Raw genomic sequence first — 21,576 nt, forward strand, 5'->3', positions numbered from 1 at the left:
TTTTGGGGAGGGCCCCCGCGGGGGGAGGGGGGGGGGGGGGGGGGGGGGGGGAGAGGGGGGGGGGGGGATGGGGGGGGGGGGGGGGGAGGCCGCTTTTTGGTGCCCGCCCCCCCGGCCGCCCATCCGATGCCCACGCCCATGCCCATGCCCATGCCGGTGCGGATTCGGACGCCCGATCCCCGCACCTCAGGCTCTGCGGGCGGCGCGCCGGCGCGTGCCGGCCAGGACAGCCGCGATGAGCAGCAGGCCGGCGCCGGTGCCGGCCAGGCCCGTGCGGAGCCCCTCGGGGGCGTACGAGCACTCCAGTCGGCCGGCGCCGCCGGATCCCAGGGGGACTCCGATCAGGCCCTGGTACGAGTCCGGGGCGCGGGCCGGTCCTCCGTCCACCGAGCAGCTCCAGCCGGGGGACGCCGTGGTGGCGAGCACCGCCGTGCCGGTCGAGCCCTTGGGGAGCCGGGCCTCGACGCGGTGTCCTCCGACCGTGACGTGGGTGGCTCCGCCGGCCTTCAGCCCGGCCACGGCCGCGTCGAAGGCGGCCTGGTCCAGACAGCCGAGCGCGCCGGTCGGCAGGACCTGGCCGTCCTTCGGAGTGCGCAGGGAGAAGGTGAAGCGGCCGTCTGCCCCCGCCGTGCCCAGTTCCTTGACCGGAGCACTGACCACGGGCGGCCTGCCGACGAGTTCCGCGAGCCGGCCGGTGTCCTCGGCGCGGGCGGTCGCGTACAGGTCCGGTGCGTGGAGGAAGGCGCGGGCCCCCGGGGTGCACCGCCCGGTGAACACGGTCCAGTTCTCCGGGCCGTCGCCCCTGGCCTTGGTCAGGGCGAAGCCCGGCCCGGCCGCCGGTGCGGGTGCGGCCTTCCCACCGGCGTGGGCGAGCGTGGGCACCGTGTAGATCCTGGCGCCGAGGGCGGCCTGGCGACGGGCCCAGACGGAGCCCTCGGGAGCCCCGTGGGCCTGGTCGCTGCCGGGTGCGCGGAGGGTGACCAGGGGCGGGGCGGGCAGGGTGCGGACGGTGACGCCGGTCTCGCCGACCGGTTCGAGGACGGTGCCGATGCCGAGCAGGGCCCGCAGCACCGGGTCGTCCGCGGGCCACAGGTGGCGGCCGCCCATGGCCTGGCCGAGGCCGAGGCCGCGCAGTCCGCGCGCGGTCTCCACGCTCACGTAGCTGCTGTAGTAGGCGCCGCCCTGGCCGCCGACCAGCATCGCGTCGTTGTTGGTGACGAAGAGGCCGGACCCGGCGTCGGCGCGGGTGGCGGGCCAGTTCTCGTGCGCGGACAGGGCCTGGTGCACGTTCTTGCCGCGCTCGGTCATGGTCTGGGCGCGTACGGGGCCGCGCCGGCGGGGGTCGTTGGCGACGGAGTCGCCGTAGACGCAGTACACGGTGCCGGCGAAGACCGAGACGGCCAGCAGCAGCATGACGCCGATGCGGGCGGGGCGGCGCAGCCCGCGCGCGTAGAACAGCAGCAGGGCGGTGGTGACGGCGCCGCCGGTCAGGACCCCGGTGAGGGCGTGCTCGTTGACCGGCGGGAGGTCGTAGGTGACGGCAACGAGGAGGGCCAGCAGGCCGGCCCCGCCGAGCAGGGCCCGGGGCCGGGGCATGTGGGCCAGGCAGATCCAGGCGGCCATCGTCATCATGCCGCTGAGCACGAAGGACTCGCGGAAGGGGGCGCCGTGCGGGAGGGCCCCGCCCTGCCAGAGCTCGGCGGTGGGGGTGAGGACGAAGGAGACGCCGGTCAGCAGCATGAGCGAGAACCAGGCGAGGCGTTCACGGCCGCGCACCTTCGACTGGAAGGGCAGGGTCAGGACGAGGAGGAGGACGAGCACCCCGGCGTAGACGTTCGGCGTGGCTACGCGGACGGGATGGGTGCCCGGTATGAGCATCGAGAGGAAGGTCAGTGGATCGGTGTCCACGCCGACCACGTACAGCTCGGTGGGCTGGGCCCGCCGGTTGGCGAAGGCGCACACCAGGACGGCTGGGGCGGCGAGGAGCAGTCCGGTGCCGGTCATGGTGGCGGCCCGCCACAGCGCCCGGCCGCGGGCGCGCCGGTCCATGTCGGCGAGCAGGAGCCGTACGAGGAACACGAGCGCGGTGGCCGCGGTGGCCATGGCGGCGGTGTAGAAGTTGGCGAACCAGCACAGGGCGACGAGGAGGCTGCCGAGGACCCAGCGGCGGCCGGCCAGACACCAGTCGGCGGCTATCCCGAGCATCGGTATCGCGACCAGGCCCCAGGTCCACATCGGCACAACGGTGCCCTCGGCGACTCCCCAGCCGCAGACGGCGTAGCCGACGGAGAGCAGGGCGCGCAACCAGGGCGAGCCGGGGCGCAGCCGTCCCAGGTACACGGTCATTAGCGCTGCGGCGAGGCCCATGCTGCAGAGGCTGACGAGGTAGACGGAGAGCTCCGCCTGCTGGCGGGGCAGGAGGCCGGTCAGCAGGGAGAACGGGTTGGTGAGATAGGTGAAGAAGTCGCCGAGAAATCCGACACCGTACCCGCTCTGCCAGTTGAAGAGCAGATCTCCCTGGGCGTTGCCGTGCAGGAGGTCCCAGAGGCGGGTGTGGAACGGAACATATTGGTGGCGCAGGTCGTTGGTGGCGCGCGGAACGGACCCGAAAGGGTAGACACCACGCACGGCCAGACCGGAACTGTAGGCCGCCATGGATATGAGCGCGGCCACGAGAGCAGAAATGAATGCGATATTCCACTTGACCCCGCCCACCTGGGACGCAGCCCCTCCGCTTTCTCCCGCGGCGAGGGGCATTTCGACGGGCGGGAGTGAAGTGGCGGTCATGTGTGACAAACCCTTGTGCGCGACTAATCGGCGACGGGCAAGCCGCCGATTCACGCACCCTATGCACACCGCCGGAAAAACAACGCACCCGGCGCAACGAATACGATCGCGACGACGAGAATGTCCGGTCTCAACCGCATGGAAAATGGACAACCGGCCATTTCTCGTGTGGCGCCCCTCCCCGGAGGGGGCTCCGGGAGCCCTCGGGGCGTGCCCGGGGCCCGCCCGCCTCGGGTGCCGGAACCACCGGATCCCGTAGGCTCTGCGGATGGCAAAGTACTTCGACGTACACCCCGAAAACCCCCAGCCCCGCGCCATCAGCGGCATCGCCGACGGCATCCGCGCGGGAGGGCTCGTCGCCTATCCGACGGACTCCTGCTACGCGCTGGGCGCCCAGCTGGGCAACCGTGACGGTGTGGACCGGATCCGGTCCATCCGGCAGCTCGACGACCGCCACCACTTCACCCTGGTGTGCGAGAACTTCGCGCAGCTCGGCCAGTTCGTCATCATCGACAACGACGTCTTCCGCGCGATCAAGGCGTCCACCCCCGGCAGTTACACCTTCATCCTCCCGGCGACGAAGGAGGTCCCGCGCCAGCTCCAGCACCCGAAGAAGAAGACGGTGGGCGTGCGCATCCCCGACCACGTCGTGGTGCAGGCCCTGCTGGCCGAGCTCGGCGAGCCGCTGCTGTCGAGCACGCTGCTCCTGCCCGACGAGGCGGAGCCGATGACTCAGGGGTGGGAGATCAAGGACCGGCTCGACCACGTCGTGGACATGGTCGTCGACTCCGGCGAGTGCGGGACGCTGCCGACGACGGTCATCGACTTCTCCAGCGGCGAGGCCGAGATCGTCCGGCGGGGTGCGGGGGACACCACCCGCTTCGAGTAGCCGCGGCAGGCGTGCGGTTCGAGGAGCGGTGGCGTACGCCCGCCCGCCGTACGGTCGGCGGGCGGGCGTACTACGTGTCAGGCGGGCGGGTACAGGACGGGCTTGAGGCCGTAGTCGAGCTCGGAGCCGTCCACGAGGAGTGCTTCCACCGTTCGGGTGCGGGGATCGATGTCGGCCACCATCCCGTCACCCGAGTAGCGGGGGTAGCCGGAGGCGCCGTTCTGGCCGGTCGCTGCGACGACGGCCGAGCGGATGGCGTCGTCGGGCGACCCCTCCACCACGTGCTCGGGCACCAGCAGGATCTCGAAGGTCTGCGGTTCGGTACTCATGCCCCGACGCTAACCGGATCCCGCGGATCATGCCGTCCGGCACGGCGGTGCACCAGGGCCTAGGGGGTGCGCCGCGTGCCCTCCCCCGGCCCGGTCGCCTCGTCCACGGGTGCCGAGGGGTGGCGCAGCAGGCCGCGCGCCCAGCGTTCGTTCAGGCCCGCGAGGAAGCCGATGGCTCCCCAGAAGAACCAGGTCTTGGCCAGGGCCCCGTGCTCGGCGCCGGGGAACGGGCCGGTCTCGCACAGTTCGGCCGCGGCGGCCGGCGGGGTGAGGACGGTGAGGATCCCGCCGGCGACGAGGAGGTAGAGCGCGGTCGCCAGGAACCACCCCACCACCACCCGGTACCAGCCCTCTTGGCGCAGGGCCCGGCACAGCTGGACCGGATCCGTGTCCGGGCCCGCCCCGCCCGGACTGTCGCGGATGAGCTGCCGGGGATCGCGCAGTCGGACGATCACGCTGAAGACCGCGCCCATCGCACCGCCCGCGAAGCACACCAGGGCTCCTGCCAGGGCCAGTCGCGACTGGCAGCCGAGCTCCACTCCGAAGATCCCGGGCACCCACGCCCCCAGCGCGAAGACCACGACCAGGATCACCGGGCTGACCACGATCCCGCACGTCAGGCCGGTGTTGAGGCCGCGCGCCGCGGCGGTGGCCGTATCGGCCCCCAGCCGCGTTGCGGCCAGCGCGACCGCCGTCTCCAGCCGGGCCACGTCGGCCCCCTGGGCAACGGCGCGCAGGGCCCGGAGCAGGTCCTCGGTGACCGCCGCCCTCGTACGCCGTACGAAGGCCCGCTGCGCGGCCGTGTGCAGGCGGTCGAGGCGGAGCATCAGCTCCGGTTCGGCACACCACAGTTCCCGCAGCCGTTCCGGATCGATGCCGGGCACCTCTTCGAGTGCCCGTATCTCCCCGTCGGCCGCGCCGTCGAACCACTCGCGCACATCGCGCAGCATCGGCTCCCCCTCTTCGCACAGCAGTTGTACCCGCCTTCGCCGCGCGAGGATAGCCGCGGGCCCGGCGGATCGCCGCCGTCAGTCCGCCGGGTCGGCCCTCCGCGCGGACGGCGGCTCGCCGGCCCCGAACGCGCGGAAGAGCGCGTGGAGCAGGACCGCGGCGAGCGTGCCCGCCACCACCCCGCTGCCGAGGACCGTCCGGGCCCAGGTGGGGAACCCCTGGTAGAGGTCGGGGGCCACCACCGGCAGCAGTCCGGCGGTGAGGGCCAGCGCGATCACGGTGGAACCGCCGCCGGTGCCGCTTGCGGTCCGCCCGAGCATGTCGACGCCCATGACCGCGATGATCCCGTAGATCACCAGGGCGGATCCGCCGACGACGGGCGCGGGGATCGCGGCCAGCAGCCGGGAAACGGGTGCCAGCAGGCCGACTGCGATGAGCAGCACTCCCGCCCCGGCGGTCACGAAGCGGCTGCGGACCCCGGTCAGCCGCCCGATGCCGATGTTCTCGGCGCTGGTGACCATCAGCGAGGTGCCGAACAGTCCGCCGAACACCGAGATCAGGGCGTCGGCCCTGGCCACCCGGGGCACATCGCGTCCGGGGTCGCTCTCGCGCCCGACGGTCTCGCTGTTCAGCACGGTCTGCCCGGTGATCTCCGCGAGGGTGGTGAGGCTGAAGACGAGGAGGGGCAGTGCGGCGAGCACGTCGAACTGCGGTGCGCCGTACGGGAGGAGGTGCGGGAGGGTCAGGCCCCCGCCGGCTCCGCCCACGGGCGCGAGGTGGCCGAGGCCGGTCGTGAGCGCGACGAGGGTGCCCGCGCCCATGCCGAGGAGCACGGCGGTCTGCCGCCAGATCCCGCGCAGCACCATGAGGAAGAGCACGGTGGCGGCGATGGTCGCGCCGGCCAGCACCACCGCCGAGGGTGCGGCGTACCCGGGGCTCCCGGGGCGGCCGGTGACCAGCTGGGCGGCGACCCGGATCATGGCGATCCCGATGAGCAGCACGGTGACGCCCATGACCAGGGGCGGGAAGAGCCGTACGACCTTGGCGTAGAAGGGCAGTACGGCGAAGAGCAGGGCGGCGGCGAGGAGCACCGAGCCGGTCGCGGTGGCGGGGCCGTGGTCCTTGGCTATCTGGAGGAAGAGCGCGGTGGCCGCCCCGCCGGGGAGCATGACGAACGGCAGCCGGGCCCCGAACCGCCAGATCCCGAGGGACTGGAGCAGGGTGCCGGCGCCGCAGAGCACGAGGGTGGCGCTGAGCAGGGAGGCGGTGTGGGCGGCGCCGAGGCCGAGGGCCTGGCCGGTCAGGAACGTGGTGGAGACGGGCGCGGCCACCATGGCCAGTACGTGCTGTGCGGAGAGCGGGGCCAGCCGGCGCAGCGGCAGCCGCTCGTCCACCGGGCTGACGGGGCCCGCCGCCGCGCGCTTCGTGGAGGTGGTGCTCATCGGGCGGCCTCTCTGTCCAGCCAGGGGAGCTCTTCGGCGGTGTACCGGTAGGCGCGGAAGACCGCGTTGGGTTCGGACGGGAACAGGCCGCGGACCTCGGACTCCTGGTAGGCGCCGAAGTGGGGAACGACGTACTCCCAGCAGAGGTAGCCCTCGGGGGTCACCTCGAAGAGGCGGCCCGACGGGGAGTCGGTGACGAGGGTGTTGCCGCCGGCGAGGCGCTGGGCGCTGCCCATGAACGGGGCGAAGAAGGCCTCGCGGGCGGGGTCGTGGTACTCCCAGACGACCTTGCCGGAGGAGCGCTCGATCTCGATGACGCGGGAGTAGGGGACGTCCGATCCGGGCCGGAAGACGCCGTTGTCGAACACCAGCACCCGGCCGTCGGCGAGTTCGGTGGGGGCGTGCTGCTGCGAGACGGTTCCGGGCTCGGTGCGCCAGAGGATCTCGCCGGTCTCCCGGCTGATGACGACCACGGCCGAGACGCTGCGCAGGCTGGCGAGGACGTTCCCGTCGGCGAGCGGGACGACGCTATTGATGAGCGGCCAGTGCTCGCGCGCGTAGTCGGGGTGCAGGGCGTACTCGGCCCGGTCTAGGTGTTCTGCCGCGCTCCACGACCAGCGTACGGAGCCGTCGGCGTCGACCTCGGTGATGGTGTCGGCCCATACCGTGCCGTCCGCGGCCTCCGAGCCGGGCACTCCGCCGAGCACGCCCGCCGCGTCCGCGCCCCGCAGGGGTTCGAGCGCGGTGTAGAGGACGCGGCCGCCGCCGAGGTGGTGGGCGTCGTGGTGCTGGAGCGGATCGCGGTGTTCGCGCAGGACGGTGCCGTCCGGGGCGGCTTCCAGCATCACGCCGCCGCGGTACTTGTGCCACATCGGGAAGAGGGCCTCCTCGCCGGGGAGCACGCCGCTGTAGGCCAGGTTCCCGTTGTCGAGGATCCGGGCGTGCCGGCCGGGGCGGTAGGGCAGCCGCCACTCGTGGACCACCTCGCCGTGGATGTCGATCAGGTAGACCTCGCCGGTACCGGTGAGCGGGGCGTAGAGGGTGTACCCGCCTTCCGAGGCGGCGGGGTCGAGGGCGATGAGACCGGTGCCGCGGCGGCGGCGGAAGTTCTGGTCGACCGGGGGCATGCGGGTGTCCTCCTGCTGGTGGGGCGGGGCCGGGCGGGCCACGAGGTGGCGGCGATCGTCGACGGCGAGTGAAACTTTGTTTGATGCGAGCAATCTCCTTTGAAGTTAGCGGTGCATTGTTGCGGCACTGTGAAGGGAGTGCGAAGCCCGCGGCGAGGTGCGGGAAGATGATCGTCAGCGGCGGCGAACGACGAGCGGGGTGCGGGGTGGGCGGCCAGGTGGAAGACGAGACCTCCGAGCGGAGGATCGGTGCGGGCATCCGCAGACGGCGCAGGGCCCTGGACCTCACCCTCGCCGAGGTGGCCGCGCGCAGCGGGCTGTCCTCGCCCTTCCTCAGCCAGATCGAGAACGACCGGGCCCGGCCCAGCATGCGTTCGCTCCAGCGGGTGGCCGACGCCCTGGACACCACGGCCGTGCAGCTGCTGGCCGCCGGGGAGACCCCGCGCCGGGTGGACATCGTGCGGGCCGACGCCGATCCGGGGCTGGACGCGGGGCTCGGTTCCGAGGTCGGATCCGGGCTGGATTCCGGGCCCGATCCGACGGCCCGGGTACGGCCGCTCGTACGCGGCCAGCACCAGATGCACGCACTGGAGTTCACCGGGGACCACGACGCCGATCGCGCGTTCCGGCACCGCAACGACGAGCTGATGTACGTCGCCGACGGCTCGGCCGAGGTGGAGGTGGACGGGCGGACCCACCGCCTGGGCCGCGGTGACACGCTGTACCTGACCGGCGGGGTGGAGCACCGCTGGCGGGCGCTGGAGGCGGGCACGCGGGTGCTGCTGGTCGCCGTCGCCGACCACGTCGAGGCCGTGGTGGACCCCCGGGGCTGATCCCCTTGGGCTGATCCCTCGGTGGTGACCGGAGGCCGCCGTACGCACGGGTACCGCGCAAGGTCGGTGCGTGCGCGTGCCGCGAAGGGTCAGTTCATGCGGGTGGCGCGCAAGGACTGGTGGACGGCCCAGGCCACCGAGACCAGCGGGACGGCCACCACCGCCCCCACGATCCCGGCGGCGATGGCTCCCGCGACGACGGACAGGGCGACCACCATCGGGTGCAGCCGTACCGCCCGGCTCATGACGAGGGGGTGCAGCAAGTGCCCCTCGATCTGGCCGATGACCACGATGAGCGCGACCACGAGCCCCGCCACGAGCGGCCCCTTGGCGGCGAGGGCGACGACGGCGGCCACGCCGAGGGCCACCGGTGAGCCGATGAGCGGGACGAACGCGGCGACGAACTCCAGCAGGGCGAGCGGGACGGCCAGCGGGACGCCGAGGAGGGAGAGCGCGATGCCCACGAGGACGGCGTTCGTCGCGGCCACGATCACGATGCCGTGGGAGTAGCCCGTGAAGGTCCGCCACGCGGCCCGGCCGGCCGCGGCCACCCGGTCCCGTACGCCTTCCGGCAGCTGGCCGCAGAACCAGTTCCACTGCCGGTCGCCCGAGTGGATGAAGAAGACCGAGCAGAACAGTGCCAGGGCCACCACGGTGAACACCGCCACGACCCGTCCGGCCCCGTCCAGTGCCGTGCTCAGCAGGGTCGAGCGGTGGCCGGCGAAGTAGGTGCCGATCTTCGACTGGACATCGCTCAGGGCGTGCAAGTCGAGCCGGAACGGCGGACCCTGGAGCCAGCTCTGGATCCGGGCCAGCCCGGCCTTGAACTCCCGCACCAGCGTGGGCCACTCCCCCGCGACGGCCTCGCCGACCAGCGCGAGGGCGCCGAGCACCACGATCAGGCTGCCGATCAGCGCGCAGGCCACGGCGAGCCCGCGGGGCATCACCCGGGCCAGCAGGCCGGCCGGCGGGCGCAGCATGGCCGCCGCCACCAGGCCCAGGAACAGCGCCACGGAAATCTCGTGGAACCGTCCCAGGACGGCGAAGACCGCGTACGCCGCCGCTCCGACGACCAGGAGCCGCCAGGCGTATCCGGCCGCGGTCCGCAGCACCGGGGCCACCGGGGCCGCCACCCGTGCGGCCGCGGCGGTCATGCGTGCCGGGATACGGGCCCGGCCGGTCCCGCCTTCGCCGCGGGGGCGGGCTCCGGGCGGGAGCCTCCGGGCGGGCCGCATCACGAGTCGCCTGGTCATGTGCGGCCGCACCTCCGGGGTGTGTTGGTCCCCTCGGGCTATCACCCCGGCGGCGGCCTCCCCGTACGCCGCGCAGCGCGTTCGCCCGAAGGCCTCATCCGCGCTGGGCCGAAGGGGCAGACACGGGCGTTGCCCCTCGTTCGGGGAGTTCGCCGGTCACAGGGGGTTTCCCGGTGCGGGCCGCCGACGGGCGACGGGAAACCCGTCGACCCCGGTGCCCGGCGGGGACAGGCTCTTGGTGTCAGCACGGAGCAAGACCCGAGGGGACACCATGCGCAAGATGATCCGCGGCGCCGCCGCGTTCGCCACCGCCGCGGCCGCCGTCGTCGCACTGAGCGGAGCCGCCGGGGCGTCCGGCGCCCAGCCGGCCGACACGTGGGCCGGATGCCCGGACGGGGCGGTCTGCATCTACCCGCAGAACCAGAACCCCGCCGTCAGCCCGAGCCACGTCTTCTACAGCTACGGGGCCCACAACCTGACCAACCAGTACGGCAACCACTGGGTCCTCAACAACCAGTACGGCGGCGCCACCGCACGCCTGTGCGCCGGCTCCAACGGGGTCAACTGCGGCAACCCCATCGCCCAGGGCACCGGGGTCTACGCCGACCTCGGGCCGATCAACTCGATCACCCTCAACCGCTAGCGGTTCGCGGGCCGGTACGCCCGTACACCTCTACGCCACTCGCGAGGACGTTCCGGAGTCCGGCCCCCGACCGGGCTCCGGAACGCCGCTGTTTCACGCCACACCGCACGAATGGCCGGTCGGCCCTCCGACCCCCGCGCTAGCCTGGGCACCTGCCTCTCACAGCCTGGGCGCACATTGCCATGGGGGACGTCTTGGGGGATCCGGACCGCGCGAGCGGGACCGCGGCGGCCTTTCCCGCCCAATTGCGAAGGCTGCGCGTGCAGCGCGGCCTGTCGCTGGGCGACCTGGCCCGCCAGACGCACTACAGCAAGGGCTATCTCAGCAAGATCGAGACCGGTGCGAAGCCGGTCACCCTCGATGTCGCGCGCAGCTGCGACCGGGCCCTCGCGGCCGAGGGCGAACTGCTGCGGCTGGTACCGGAGAGCGAGGGTCCCGGGCCCCGCGCCGAGCAGGCCGGTCGGCCCGGCCCTCCGGGTGCTCCCGCTACACACGGCACTCCCGGCACTCCCGCCGCGCCCGGTCCGCCCCACCAGCGCGTTCCGCAGTCGGACGGAGCCTGCCCCTACCGCGGCCTGTCGGCGTTCACCCCACAGGACGCGCAGTGGTTCTTCGGCCGGGAGCGTGCCACGGCCGCCCTCGTCGAGGGGGTCCACGACCGGCTCGGGCACGGCCCGCTGCTCCTCGTCGCCCGCTCGGGCGCGGGCAAGTCCTCCCTGCTCAGCGCGGGTCTGGTACCGGCCCTGCGGCGCGGCGGCTTCCCGATGGCGGGGTCCGACGGCTGGCCGGTCGTCAGGTTCACCCCCACCGCGCATCCGTTGCGGGAACTGCTCGAAGCCACCGTCAAGGCGGTGGGGGGCGATCTCGGCGTCAACCCGGAGCAGTTGGCCGCCCGCCCGGAACTGCTGCTCGAATCCGTCCACCGGCTGCGGCACGGCGTGGGCCTCCTGCCCGACGCCGAGGGGCGGCGGCTGCCGACCGTACGGCCGGTGCTGCTGGTCGATCAGTTCGAGGAGCTGTTCACCCTCTGCTCCGACGAGGAGGAGCGCCGCAGCTTCGTACGGGTGCTCCTCGCCCTGTCGGCTTCCCCGGGGGCGCCGGGCGGCACCCCGGGGTACGACCCGGCCGTCGTCGTGCTCGGCGTGCGCGCCGACTTCTCCGGGCAGTGCCTGGAACTGCCGGAGCTGGCCGCCGTGTTCAGCGACGGACTGTTCGTCCTGCCCCCGATGTCCGTGGCGGAGTTGCGGGAGTCGATCACGCGCCCGGCGGAGCTCGCCGGGCTCGTACTGGAACCGGGGCTGGTGCCGCTGCTGCTGCGGGACGCGGGCGTACGGGGCACCGGCGCGGGGGACACCGGTGTGGCGGACCCCGGTGTGGCGGACCCCGGCGCCGGGGATCCCGTGGCGCGCTCCGGCGGCGGTCCGGACGCCCGGCCGGGCGAGGCTCCCTCCAGCGCGCTGCCCCTGATGTCCCACGCGCTGATGGCCACCTGGCAGCGGCGCGAGGGATCCACCCTGACCGTCGCGGGGTACGAGTACGCCGGCGGCATCCAGGGCGCCGTCGCGCGCAGTGCCGAGCAGGTGTACGCCCGCCTGTACCCGGCCGAGCAGCGGATGGTGCGCCGGCTCCTCGTCCGGCTGGTGCACATCGCCGACGGTACGGGGCCGACCCGGCGCCGGATGAGCCGCACCGCCCTGCTGGAGGGTCAGGCGGACACCGTGCGGGCCGCCGCCGCCCTCGACGCCTTCGTCCGGGCCCGGCTGATCAGCGCGGGCAGCGAGACCGTGGAGATCACCCACGAGGCCCTGCTGCACGCCTGGCCCCGGCTGCGCGGCTGGATCCACGCCGACCGGGCCGGACTGCTCGTCCACCAGCAACTCGCCCAGGCCGCCGACGAATGGGTGCGCGAGGCCCGCGACCCCTCCGTGCTCTACCGCGGCAGCCGCCTCGCCACCGCCCGCGCCTGGGCCGAGGAGCTGGACGGCCGCAGCCGGCTGGGCCCCGGGGAAGCGGCCTTCCTCGACGCGAGCCGGGCCGCGGAGGAGGCCCGCCGGCGTCAGGACCGGCTCCGGGTCCGGCTGCACCAGCGGATGCTGGCCACGCTCGTCGTCCTGCTCCTGCTGGCGCTGACCGCCGGCGGGGTGGCCTACCAGCAGCGCGCGGGGGCGCTCGGCCAGGAGCGGACCGCCCGGTCCCAGGCGCTGGCCGCCCGGTCGCTGTCCCTGGCGGCCGGACAGCCCGAGGCCTCCATGCTGCTCGCAGAGGAGGCCTACCGGGCCGAAGCGACGCCCGAGGCGCGCGGCGCCCTGCTCAGCACCCAGTCGCAACCCTTCCTGGCGCGGCTCGGCGGGCACGGCGGGCCCGTCAACGCGGTGGCCTTCGCGCCCGACGGGCGGACCCTGGCGACCGCCGGCTCCGACGGGAAGGTGCTGCTGCGGCGGGTGGCCGACCGGAGCACGGTCGCCGCCTTCACGGCGCCCGGCCGGGTGCGCACGGTCGCCTTCAGCCCCGACGGGCGGACCCTGGCCGCCGGTTCCACCGACGGCCCGGTCCGGCTCTGGCCGGTCGGAGCGGGCGGCGGCGGTGCCGTGTCCGCGCTGCCCCCGAGTACGGCGGGCGCCCGGGCGGTGGCCTTCGCCCCCGACGGTGGCACCCTCGCCGTCGCAGCCGCCGACGGGACCATCCAGCTGCTGGATCCGGCCGGGGAGCACCGGGAGCGCGGCGTCCTGACCGGGCACACCGCGCGGGTCAACACCCTGGCCTACGCCCCGGACGGCCGGAGCCTCGTATCGGCCGGCGCCGACGGGACCGTACGCCTGTGGGACACCCGGCGGGCGGAGCCGGCCGGCGTCCTGGAGGGGCACACCGGGGAAGTACTGGGCGCGGCCTTCGCGCCGGACGGCCGTACGGTCGCCACCGGCGGGGTCGACCGTACGGTGCGGCTGTGGGACGTCGGAGGGCGGCGCGCGACCGCGACGCTGGCCGGGCACAGCGACGACGTCAACTCCGTGGCCTACACGCCGGACGGCACCACCGTCATCAGCGGGGGCGGCGACGGCACCACCCGTCTGTGGGACGTCCGGGGCGCCCGGCTCACGGCCACGCTCGCCGGGCACACCGACTACGTGCTCGCCGTCTCCGTGGATCCGGCGGGATCGGTGCTCGCCACCGCCGCGTTCGACCAGTCCGTCGTGCTCTGGGACCTGCGGGGGCCGGTGCTGACGGCACGCCCGTTCACGGAGGTGTGGCGCGCCGCGTACAGCCCCGACGGGAGACTCCTCGCCACGGCCGACGCCGATCACACGGTGTTGGTGTGGGACGTGGCCGGACGGCGGGTTCTGGCCACTTTCGCGGGGCATGCCGAGACGGTGTTCTCGGTGGCGTTCGCTCCCGACGGCCGCACCCTCGCCTCGGCGGGAGCCGACGGCACCGTGCACCTCTGGGACACCACACGCCTCTGGGACACCACACGCCTTGGGGGCACCACCACGCGCGCCCCTCTCGCCACCCTCACGGGACACACCGGGACCGTGTTCTCGGTGGCGTTCGCCCCCGACGGCCGCACCCTCGCCTCGGCCGGAGCGGACGGCACCGTTCGGCTGTGGGACACCGCCGCGCGCAGTCCGCTCGCCACCCTCATCGGGCACACCGACTTCGCCAACGACGTCGTCTTCAGCCCCGACGGGCGGACCCTGGCCAGCGCCGGGGACGATCTGACCGTCCGGCTCTGGGACGTGGCCGGGCGGCGTCCGCTCGCCGCGCTCAGCGGGCACGCGGGAGCGGTACGGGCCGTCGCGTTCGGTCCGGACGGGCGGACCCTGGCGAGCAGCGGCAACGACGGCACCGTACGGCTGTGGGACGCGGAGCAGCGGCGCGTCACCGCGGTGCTGACCGGGCACACCGGTTCGGCGCGCGGGATCGCCTTCTCCCCCGACGGGACGATCCTGGCGAGCAGCGGAAACGACCGTACGGTGCGGCTGTGGGACGTGGCCGGGCACCGGCTCCGGGCGGCGCTGTCGGGCCACACCAACGCGGTGTGGGGGGTCGTCTTCTCCCCCGACGGGCGGACCCTGGCGAGCAGCAGCAACGACGGCACCGTACGGCTGTGGAACCCGGATCCCGGCGCCCGGCTGGCGGACATCTGCCGGACGGTGGGCCGCCTGGGACCGCGGGAGCGGCAGGCCCTGGTGCCCGGTCTGCCCGTACGGGCTCCGCGGCGCGGCTGCTGAGCGGCGCGGCTGCCCGGCGCCGCGGTTGCTGAGCCGTCCGGGGTTTCCTCCGGGGTTTCCCGTTGCCTGTTCGGGTGGTGCCGCGTTCGGCCCTCGACGGGGCGCGGCCGGCGCCGACAGGCTGGTCCACGGATGCGGCGCCGGCGGCCAAGTGCCGTACGGGTCGCCGTGCTTCAGTCCCGCCCCGCCGCGTGAATCGAGGTCTCCCGCCGTGCTGCGCCGAACAGGTCTGATCGGAACGCTCCTCGCGCTCCTGGCCGTACTCCTCTGCACCCCCGCCGACCCGGCGGCCGCCGACAGCGGTTGCCGGGTCCTGGCCCCCGGGGCGTCCCCGGCGGCCGAACGCGCCGTCGCCGCCGCCTGCGAACAGGTGGGAAAGGGGGTCTGGTACACCTGGGGCGGTGGTCACGGCCCGGTGCCCGGTGCCACGTACGGGCAGGTGGACCCCACCGATCCGGCGAGCGAGCACGATCCCGAACGGCTCGGCTTCGACTGTTCGGGACTGGTCCGCTACGCCTATGCGCAGGCCACCGGCTCGGACCCGCTCGACGGGGTGGCCAGTGCGCAGTACTACACGCACCGCGCGGCCGCGCGCTTCACCGCCGCCCAGGGGCTCGCGCCGCTGCTCCCCGGCGACCTGCTGGTGTGGGGAACCTCCCGGGACCTGCACCACATCGCCCTCTACCTCGGGGCGGGCAAGATGGCGGAGGCCCGGCAGTCGGGCACCAAGCTGATGGTCAGTGAGGTCACCGACGCCCGGCTGTCGAACGGCTATTACGGGGCGGTCCGCGTGGACACCGGGCCGGTCACCGGGCACGTGTTCCAGACCTGGGGCACCGGCGTCTGGACCAAGGAGCGGCCGTCCACGGCGGCCCCGCGCGTCTACGCCTTCCCCGGTCCCACGACCATCCGCGTCGAGTGCCAGAAACACGCGGAGTCGGTGACCTCGGACGGCTACACCAATGACGTCTGGTCCTACCTTCCGGACTACCGGGCGTGGATGACGAACATTTACGTCCGTGGGGCGGCTTGGCTGGAAAACGTCCCCACTTGCCGTTGATCATCCGTAAGGTCGGAAACGATCTACAAACCCCCCAAGCCGGCCGACCCGGCCCATCCGAGGAGAAACGTGCGCCCGTCCGCGTCCCAGTCGCCCCTGTCGTCCCTGTCGTCCCTGTCGTCCCCGTCCTCCCGGGCCTTCCTGCCGGCGCTCCCCCGCTCACGGCGCCTGGCCGTCGGTGCCGCCCTGCTCGCCGTCGTGGCCGGAGGCACGCTGCCCGCCACCGCCGCCCACGCGGCGACCGCGCCCGGCTCCGCCGCCCAGGCCCCCGTCCAGCCGGCCGCCGCGCCTGATCTCGAGGCTCTGACGCAGGCGCTGCGCAATACGACGGCGGCCGGAGCTCCCGGCGCGATGGCCCGCTTCACCGGTCCGGACGGCGTCCGGTCCCGTGTCGAGGGCGTACGGGACCGGAGCACGGGCGCGGCGATGGACACGCGGGCCCGCTTCCGCATCGGCAGCGTCACCAAGACGTTCTCCTCGGTCGTCCTCCTCCAACTGGTCGACGAGGGGCGGATCGAGCTGGACCGGTCGGTCAACTCCTACCTTCCGGGCCTGCTGCCCGACGACCGGATCACGGTGCGCCACCTGCTCACCCACCGGAGCGGCCTGGCGGACTACACGAACGCCATGTTCGAGCACACCGTGCCCGGCTTCGAGGCCGTCCGGAACAAGGTGTTCACCTACAAGGAGCTCGTGGGCCTCTCGCTCGCCGAGCCGAGGACCACCGAGCCCGGGGTGGCGTACAAGTACTCGAACACCAACTTCGTCGTGGTGGGGATGCTCATCGAGAAGGCCACCGGAAAGCCGGTGGCCAAGGAGTACGAGCGGCGCATCATCAAGCCCCTCAAGCTGAAGCACACCTCCTACGTCCACCCCGGCACGGCCATCAAGGGCCTGCACGCCAACGGCTACCTGCACCCGGACGAGGCCGGCGCCCCGCTGGTCGACTCCACCGAACAGACCGTCTCCTGGGCACAGTCCGCGGGCGCGATGATCTCCAGTGCGGCCGACCTCAGCACCTTCATGTCCTCCCTGCTCGGCGGGAAGCTGCTGCGCCCCGGCACGCTGGACGCCATGCTCACCGTGACGCCGACCGACGCCACGAACACCCGGTTCTACGGGCTGGGCCTGCGCCGCTACGACCTCTCGTGCGGTGCGCAGGTCTACGGGCACACGGGCACGGTGCAGGGCTTCTACACCTACGCGTTCACCACCCGGGACGGCAAGCGCTCCCTCTCCGCCATGGCCAACACCTCCAACCGGGGCCAGGCCAACACCGCCCTCGGCGGCACGCTGGAGGCCGCCTTCTGCGGGAAGGCGCCGGCCGCCGGTCCGGCCACCGCGCGCGGTTTCGCCTTCGCCCCGGCCGCGGCGGAGGCGGACCTCCCCGAGAACCGCTGACGGCGATTCCCGGACACCGGGAGGCTCCCGCCCCTTGGCCTGGGGGCGGGAGCCGGGAAAGCTGAACTCCGCATTCCCACACGGATGTTGTCCGTGTGACCGATGAGGAGGACACGATGCCCGACGCACCGTCCGTGAAGCGTTCCCGCAGGGGGCCGGGCCGCCGGGCCCGCAGGATGCTCGCCGCCACGGCGGGGGCCGCGACACTGGTCCTCGCCGTACCGGGGGTCGCGTACGCGGCTCCGCCCCCGGCCCTGCCCGCCAACGCCGATGGGCTGGAGCAGACCTTCCAGCCGGCCTACGACTACGACCGCGACGGCTGCTACTCCAGCCCTGCCATCGGTCCGGACGGCACCATCAACGGAGGCCTGAAGATGGGCGGCGACGTCAACGGCCAATGCCGTGACCTCTCCGACCTGAACAACACCAACGGCTACTCCCGCGCGAAGTGCAACAACGGCTGGTGCGCCGTCATGTACGCGCTCTACTTCGAGAAGGACCAGGTCTCGCTCGGCCCCGGCAGCGCCGGACACCGGCACGACTGGGAGCACGTCGTGGTGTGGATCCAGAACAACCAGGTCGGCTACGTCTCCACGTCGGAGCACGGGAACTTCAAGGTGCACGCCGCCTCGCAGATCCGCTTCGACGGCACCCACCCGAAGATCGTCTACCACAAGGACGGCTGGAGCACGCACTGCTTCCGGGCCGCGAACTCCAACGACGAGCCGCCGGAGAACCACAAGGGGACCTGGCAGTACCCCACGCTGGTCGGCTGGAACGGCTACCCCGCGGGGCTGCGTGACAAGCTGAGCCAGGCCGATTTCGGCAGTGCCCTGCTCGGGATCAAGGACGGCCAGTTCAACGGCCACCTGGCCAAGGCCAAACCGGCCGGGATCCCCTTCGACCCCAACGCGTGACGGCCGTACCGCCCGCGGCTCCCGTGACGCCGCGACCCCCGCAACGGCCACCACGCTGGCGCTGGTGGTGACCGTACGTCACCACGGGTGCGGTTCGAGATGCGCTCCGGGTGTACTGCTGGTTCGCTGAAAGCCGCCCGGCGTCCCCCCACAGCGCCCAGGAGTGATCATGAGTGCAGGCGAGTCCCACGGCCGGTCCCGGCAGCTGCGCGACAAGGCGCAGGAACTCGACGATGCGGCGACCCGCTCGTCCGACCCCGACGAGAGCCGCCGACTGCGGGACAAGGCCCGCCGCCTGCGCGAGCAGAGCGAGCAGGAGCGCGTCATCGACGACCCGGGCATGGACCTGCGGTAGTCCCGGCCGGCCGCTTCCGGCGGCCGGGCTACGGGGTCACCGTGCTGCGGGGCTCCCGGACTCCGAGGCTCTCGGGCAACGGGGCCACAGGGCTCTCGGGCTACGGGGCCACGGCCGCCGCGGGGGCCTCGTCGAGCTCCCACGCGTGGCGCTTGAACTCGCGGGCGAAGTCGGCGTGGTCCTCCCACTGGCGGGCGATGCCGCGCAGCACGTCCCAGTGGTGCTCCACCGACTGGTCGATGACCCGGCGGACGGCCGGCTCGGCCGTCTCCCGCTGTGCGATGAGCCCCTTGGCCACCGAGGCCTCCAGGGCGGCGTTGCGCAGTGCGCGCAGGGCGCGGGAGGTGTCGTCCATCCCGAAGCCGTTCTCGCTGCCCGTCTCCTCGGCGAAGAGCGGGGTGAGCCGCGCCTCGATGAAGGCGGTGATCCGCTCGAAGTGGCGTACGTCCATCGGGGGCTCCATCTCGGGTCGCTGCGCTGTCCGGCGCGAACCGGGCCCGCACCGGCGATCATTATCCCGCAGCCGGGCACCCGCTCCGCTCCGGGGTGCGGGCACTAATCTGGCCCGCATGGACGAGCTGGACGAGCTGGGCGGCGTCGCAGTCATCGCGTTCGCCGATGGCCGGGCCTTCGAGGACTGGCTGGCCGGGCACCACACCCGGCACGAGGGCGTGTGGGTCAAGCTGGCGAAGAAGGCCTCCGGGATCGCTTCGGTCACCGCGGACGAGCTGGTCGACATCGGGCTGTGCTACGGCTGGATCTCCGGGCAGCGCCGGTCCCTGGACGAGCGGTACTACCTGCAGAAGTACGTGCCCCGCAGGCCCCGGAGCCTGTGGTCGCAGGTCAATGTCGACAAGGTGACCGAACTGACGGCCCTGGGGCGCATGCGCGAACCGGGCCTCACCGAGGTGCGCAAGGCGCAGGAGGACGGCGGCCGCTGGGCGGGGGCCTACGCCTCCCAGCGGACGGCGGAGGTGCCGGCCGACGTGACCGCGGCCCTGGCGCAGAACCCGGTGGCCCGGGCGGCCTTCGAGGCCCTGGACCGGACCGGGCGCTACCTCGTCGTCCTGCCCCTCCTCCAGGCCCTCACCCCGGAGACCCGGCGGGCCCGCCTGGAGCAGGCCGTACGCCTCCTGGCGCGGGGCGCCGCCGGCTGAGCTCCCGACCCGCCGGTGCTACCAGCGGAGCGGGAGGCGGCTCACCCCGTGCATCAGGCTGCCCGGCAGCCAGGCCGGCGGGCCGGCCTCCGGGTCCTCGGCCAGGTCGGGGAAGCGTTCGAGCAGGGAACGGATCGCGATGCGGCCCTCCAAGCGCGCCAGCGGGGCACCGATGCAGAAGTGGATCCCGTGGCCGAAGGCCAGGTGGCCCTGCGGGGCGCGGCTGATGTCGAACACGGCGGGGTCCGCGAAGCGGGCGGGGTCGCGGTCGGCGCCGGACAGGGAGACGAGCACGGTGGCCCCGGCCGGGATCGTGGCGCCGCCCACGTCCAGGGACTCGCGCGCGTAGCGGAACGTGGTGTGCTGCACGGGGCCGTCGTAGCGGAGCATCTCCTCGACCGCCCCGTCGAGGAGGCCGTCGAGGTCCCCGCGCAGTGCGGCCAGTTGTTCCGGGTGGGCGAGCAGGGCCCGTACGCCGTTGGAGATGAGGTTGACGGTGGTCTCGTGGCCCGCGACCAGCAGCAGGAAGGCCATCCCGATGACCTCGTCGCGGGACAGGGAGTCGCCGTCCTCGTCGCTGGTTCGGATCAGCGCGCTGAGCAGGTCCTCGCCGGGCTCCTTGGACTTGGCCTCGATGAGCTCGGCGAGATAGATCCCCAGCGCCCGGTACGCATCGGCGTTCGAGGCTGCCGAGGTGGGCGTGACGATCTCGTTGGACCAGTACCGGAACCGGGCCCGGTCCAGGTCGGGGACACCGAGCAGCTCGCAGATGACCGTCATCGGGAGCGGGAAGGCCAGCGAGTCGATCAGGTCCCCGCCGCGCTCCGGCCGGGCGGCCATCGCGTCGAGCAGCCCGTCGGTGATCTGCTGGACGCGCGTCCGCATGCCCTCCATCCGCCGTGCGGTGAACTCCCGTGCGACCAGGCGCCGCAGCCGGGTGTGGTGCGGGGGGTCGGATTCCAGCATGTTGGAGCTCATCGCACCGGCCTGGGCGTCCGGGAAATGGCCCGAGGTGCGCCAGTCCTTGGACAGGGCCGGGTGGTTGAGGGCGCGGCGCGCTTCCTCGTGCCCGACGATCATCCAGCTCGGCTCGGCCTCGTCCGCGGTGAGGAGGATCTCGTGGACGGGCCCCGCCGCGCGCATCCTCTCGTAGAACGCGTACGGGTCGGCATCGAACTCTTCCGCGCCGGCACTGATGTCCACTACTGGCATCGGACCACGGTACGCCCCCAGTTGGGGGACGGGTGAGGGCGGTTTCCGGACACTCCGGGGCAAGAGCCCGATCACGGTAGTCTGCGGCCTTCCATACGAAAGAGGGGGACGGCCATGACGACCGCATGCGAGGTAGTCCGAACGACGGTGGACGTCGTCACTCGGGACGGCACCGCCGATGCCTATCTGGTCCGGCCCGACGGCGCGGGCACGTACCCCGGGGTACTGCTGTACGTGAACGCCCTGGGGATCCGCCCGCACATCAAGTCGGTGGCGGACCGGATCGCGGCGGCCGGCTACGTCGTCCTGATGCCCAACCTCTTCTACCGCCACGGGCGCGCACCGGTGTTCGAGCTTCCGGAGTTCGTGGACTTCGGCAGGCAGTCGGAGCTCTTCGAACGGGTCGGCCCGGTCCTCGCATCGCTGACCGCCGAGCTGTCGATGCGCGACGCCGAGGCCTATCTGGAGCGGCTCGCGGACCTCCCGGAGGTCGCCGCCGGGCCGGTGGCGATCGTGGGGTACTGCCTGGGCGCCCGGCTGGCCCTGCTCACGGCGGGAACGTACCCGCAGCGGGTGGCCGCCGCGGCCGGCTTCCACGGCGGGTTCCTGGCCACGGACGCGGCGGACAGCCCCCACCTGGTGGCGCACCGGGTCACCGCCGAGCTGTACTTCGGCCACGCGGACCAGGACCCGACACTGCCGGCCGAGGAGATCGACCGGCTGGAGAAGACCCTCTCGGCGGCGGGCGTCCGCCACCGGGCCGAGGTCTACGAGGGCGCGGCGCACGGCTACACCCTGGCCGACACGAACTTCTACGACGCGGCCTCGGACGAGCGGCACTGGTCCGCGCTGTTCGCGCTGCTGGACCGGACATTCTGAGACGCGGGGGGCCGGGGTCGTGCCGGGGCCGCGGTTTCACGTGGGTGTGGGTCCAAGTGGGCGTGGGCCCCACAGGGCCAGGTCACCCGAACCGGGCAGGACGGGGGGCGAA

Annotated in this window: 18 protein-coding genes; 10 read left to right on the forward strand and 8 right to left on the reverse strand. The window is 73.3% G+C overall.

Annotation, left to right across the window (positions count from 1 at the left end):
• Positions 1-186: 186 nt before the first annotated feature.
• Entirely contained in the window at positions 187-2,655 is a 2,469-nt protein-coding gene (locus tag ACFWBW_RS20700) for a YfhO family protein (RefSeq protein WP_385374466.1), read from the reverse strand.
• Between the two features lie 400 nt (positions 2,656-3,055).
• Here ACFWBW_RS20700 and ACFWBW_RS20705 point away from each other — a divergent pair, with 400 nt between their 5' ends.
• Positions 3,056-3,676: an L-threonylcarbamoyladenylate synthase gene (locus ACFWBW_RS20705; protein WP_385374468.1), complete on the forward strand. Its 621-nt coding sequence runs from the start codon at positions 3,056-3,058 to the stop codon at positions 3,674-3,676.
• Positions 3,677-3,753: 77 nt separating this feature from the next.
• Here the strand turns inward: ACFWBW_RS20705 and ACFWBW_RS20710 are convergent, their stop codons facing one another.
• The 4 genes from ACFWBW_RS20710 to ACFWBW_RS20725 all read right to left on the reverse strand — a co-directional run bounded on the left by ACFWBW_RS20710 (position 3,754) and on the right by ACFWBW_RS20725 (position 7,618).
• Positions 3,754-4,005 carry a hypothetical protein gene (locus ACFWBW_RS20710; RefSeq protein ID WP_385374469.1) on the reverse strand — a complete coding sequence of 84 codons (252 nt, stop codon included), beginning with the start codon at positions 4,003-4,005 and terminating at the stop codon, positions 3,754-3,756.
• Positions 4,006-4,064: 59 nt separating this feature from the next.
• On the reverse strand, positions 4,065-4,955 hold the full coding sequence (locus ACFWBW_RS20715) for a hypothetical protein (protein ID WP_385374471.1): 891 nt from the start codon (positions 4,953-4,955) through the stop codon (positions 4,065-4,067).
• A 78-nt stretch (positions 4,956-5,033) separates the two neighbouring features.
• A complete protein-coding gene (locus tag ACFWBW_RS20720; RefSeq protein ID WP_385374473.1) occupies positions 5,034-6,398 on the reverse strand; it encodes a uracil-xanthine permease family protein in 1,365 nt (454 codons plus the stop codon).
• Positions 6,395-7,618, reverse strand: coding sequence for an aryl-sulfate sulfotransferase (locus tag ACFWBW_RS20725; protein WP_385374475.1), 1,224 nt, complete (start codon positions 7,616-7,618; stop codon positions 6,395-6,397). The genes ACFWBW_RS20720 and ACFWBW_RS20725 overlap by 4 nt, the downstream gene beginning before the upstream one ends.
• Positions 7,619-7,692: 74 nt before the next feature.
• On the opposite strand from ACFWBW_RS20725, the gene ACFWBW_RS20730 reads away from it, so the two are divergent.
• Entirely contained in the window at positions 7,693-8,358 is a 666-nt protein-coding gene (locus ACFWBW_RS20730) for a helix-turn-helix domain-containing protein (protein WP_385374477.1), read from the forward strand.
• Positions 8,359-8,447: 89 nt separating this feature from the next.
• Here the strand turns inward: ACFWBW_RS20730 and ACFWBW_RS20735 are convergent, their stop codons facing one another.
• Positions 8,448-9,512, reverse strand: coding sequence for an AI-2E family transporter (locus ACFWBW_RS20735; RefSeq protein WP_385374479.1), 1,065 nt, complete (start codon positions 9,510-9,512; stop codon positions 8,448-8,450).
• Between the two features lie 370 nt (positions 9,513-9,882).
• Here ACFWBW_RS20735 and ACFWBW_RS20740 point away from each other — a divergent pair, with 370 nt between their 5' ends.
• From ACFWBW_RS20740 to ACFWBW_RS20765, 6 genes are all read left to right on the forward strand, one after another.
• Positions 9,883-10,254 (forward strand): hypothetical protein, encoded by a 372-nt coding sequence (locus ACFWBW_RS20740; RefSeq protein ID WP_266901870.1) that lies wholly within the window; start codon positions 9,883-9,885, stop codon positions 10,252-10,254.
• A gap of 182 nt (positions 10,255-10,436) precedes the next feature.
• Positions 10,437-14,483 (forward strand): helix-turn-helix domain-containing protein, encoded by a 4,047-nt coding sequence (locus ACFWBW_RS20745; protein WP_385374481.1) that lies wholly within the window; start codon positions 10,437-10,439, stop codon positions 14,481-14,483.
• Positions 14,484-14,694: 211 nt separating this feature from the next.
• Entirely contained in the window at positions 14,695-15,543 is an 849-nt protein-coding gene (locus ACFWBW_RS20750; protein ID WP_385374483.1) for a C40 family peptidase, read from the forward strand.
• A 186-nt stretch (positions 15,544-15,729) separates the two neighbouring features.
• Entirely contained in the window at positions 15,730-16,944 is a 1,215-nt protein-coding gene (locus tag ACFWBW_RS20755) for a serine hydrolase domain-containing protein (RefSeq protein ID WP_385374544.1), read from the forward strand.
• A 116-nt stretch (positions 16,945-17,060) separates the two neighbouring features.
• Positions 17,061-17,861: an NPP1 family protein gene (locus ACFWBW_RS20760; RefSeq protein WP_385374484.1), complete on the forward strand. Its 801-nt coding sequence runs from the start codon at positions 17,061-17,063 to the stop codon at positions 17,859-17,861.
• A gap of 169 nt (positions 17,862-18,030) precedes the next feature.
• Positions 18,031-18,216, forward strand: a complete 186-nt coding sequence (locus tag ACFWBW_RS20765; protein WP_385374486.1) for a DUF6381 family protein — start codon at positions 18,031-18,033, stop codon at positions 18,214-18,216.
• A 100-nt stretch (positions 18,217-18,316) separates the two neighbouring features.
• Here the strand turns inward: ACFWBW_RS20765 and ACFWBW_RS20770 are convergent, their stop codons facing one another.
• Positions 18,317-18,667 carry a hypothetical protein gene (locus ACFWBW_RS20770; protein ID WP_385374488.1) on the reverse strand — a complete coding sequence of 117 codons (351 nt, stop codon included), beginning with the start codon at positions 18,665-18,667 and terminating at the stop codon, positions 18,317-18,319.
• Between the two features lie 118 nt (positions 18,668-18,785).
• Here ACFWBW_RS20770 and ACFWBW_RS20775 point away from each other — a divergent pair, with 118 nt between their 5' ends.
• Positions 18,786-19,373, forward strand: coding sequence for a YdeI family protein (locus ACFWBW_RS20775; protein WP_385374490.1), 588 nt, complete (start codon positions 18,786-18,788; stop codon positions 19,371-19,373).
• Positions 19,374-19,391: 18 nt separating this feature from the next.
• Here ACFWBW_RS20775 and ACFWBW_RS20780 read toward each other — a convergent pair whose 3' ends face one another.
• The gene (locus tag ACFWBW_RS20780) at positions 19,392-20,585 is read right to left on the reverse strand and encodes a cytochrome P450 (RefSeq protein ID WP_385374492.1); all 1,194 of its coding nucleotides are present in this window, start codon (positions 20,583-20,585) and stop codon (positions 19,392-19,394) included.
• 114 nt (positions 20,586-20,699) lie between these two features.
• Here ACFWBW_RS20780 and ACFWBW_RS20785 point away from each other — a divergent pair, with 114 nt between their 5' ends.
• Positions 20,700-21,464, forward strand: a complete 765-nt coding sequence (locus tag ACFWBW_RS20785) for a dienelactone hydrolase family protein (protein WP_385374493.1) — start codon at positions 20,700-20,702, stop codon at positions 21,462-21,464.
• Positions 21,465-21,576 lie beyond the last annotated feature (112 nt).

It is taken from the genome of Streptomyces sp. NPDC059957, from assembly GCF_042730015.1.
Classification (GTDB): Bacteria; Actinomycetota; Actinomycetes; order Streptomycetales; family Streptomycetaceae; genus Streptomyces.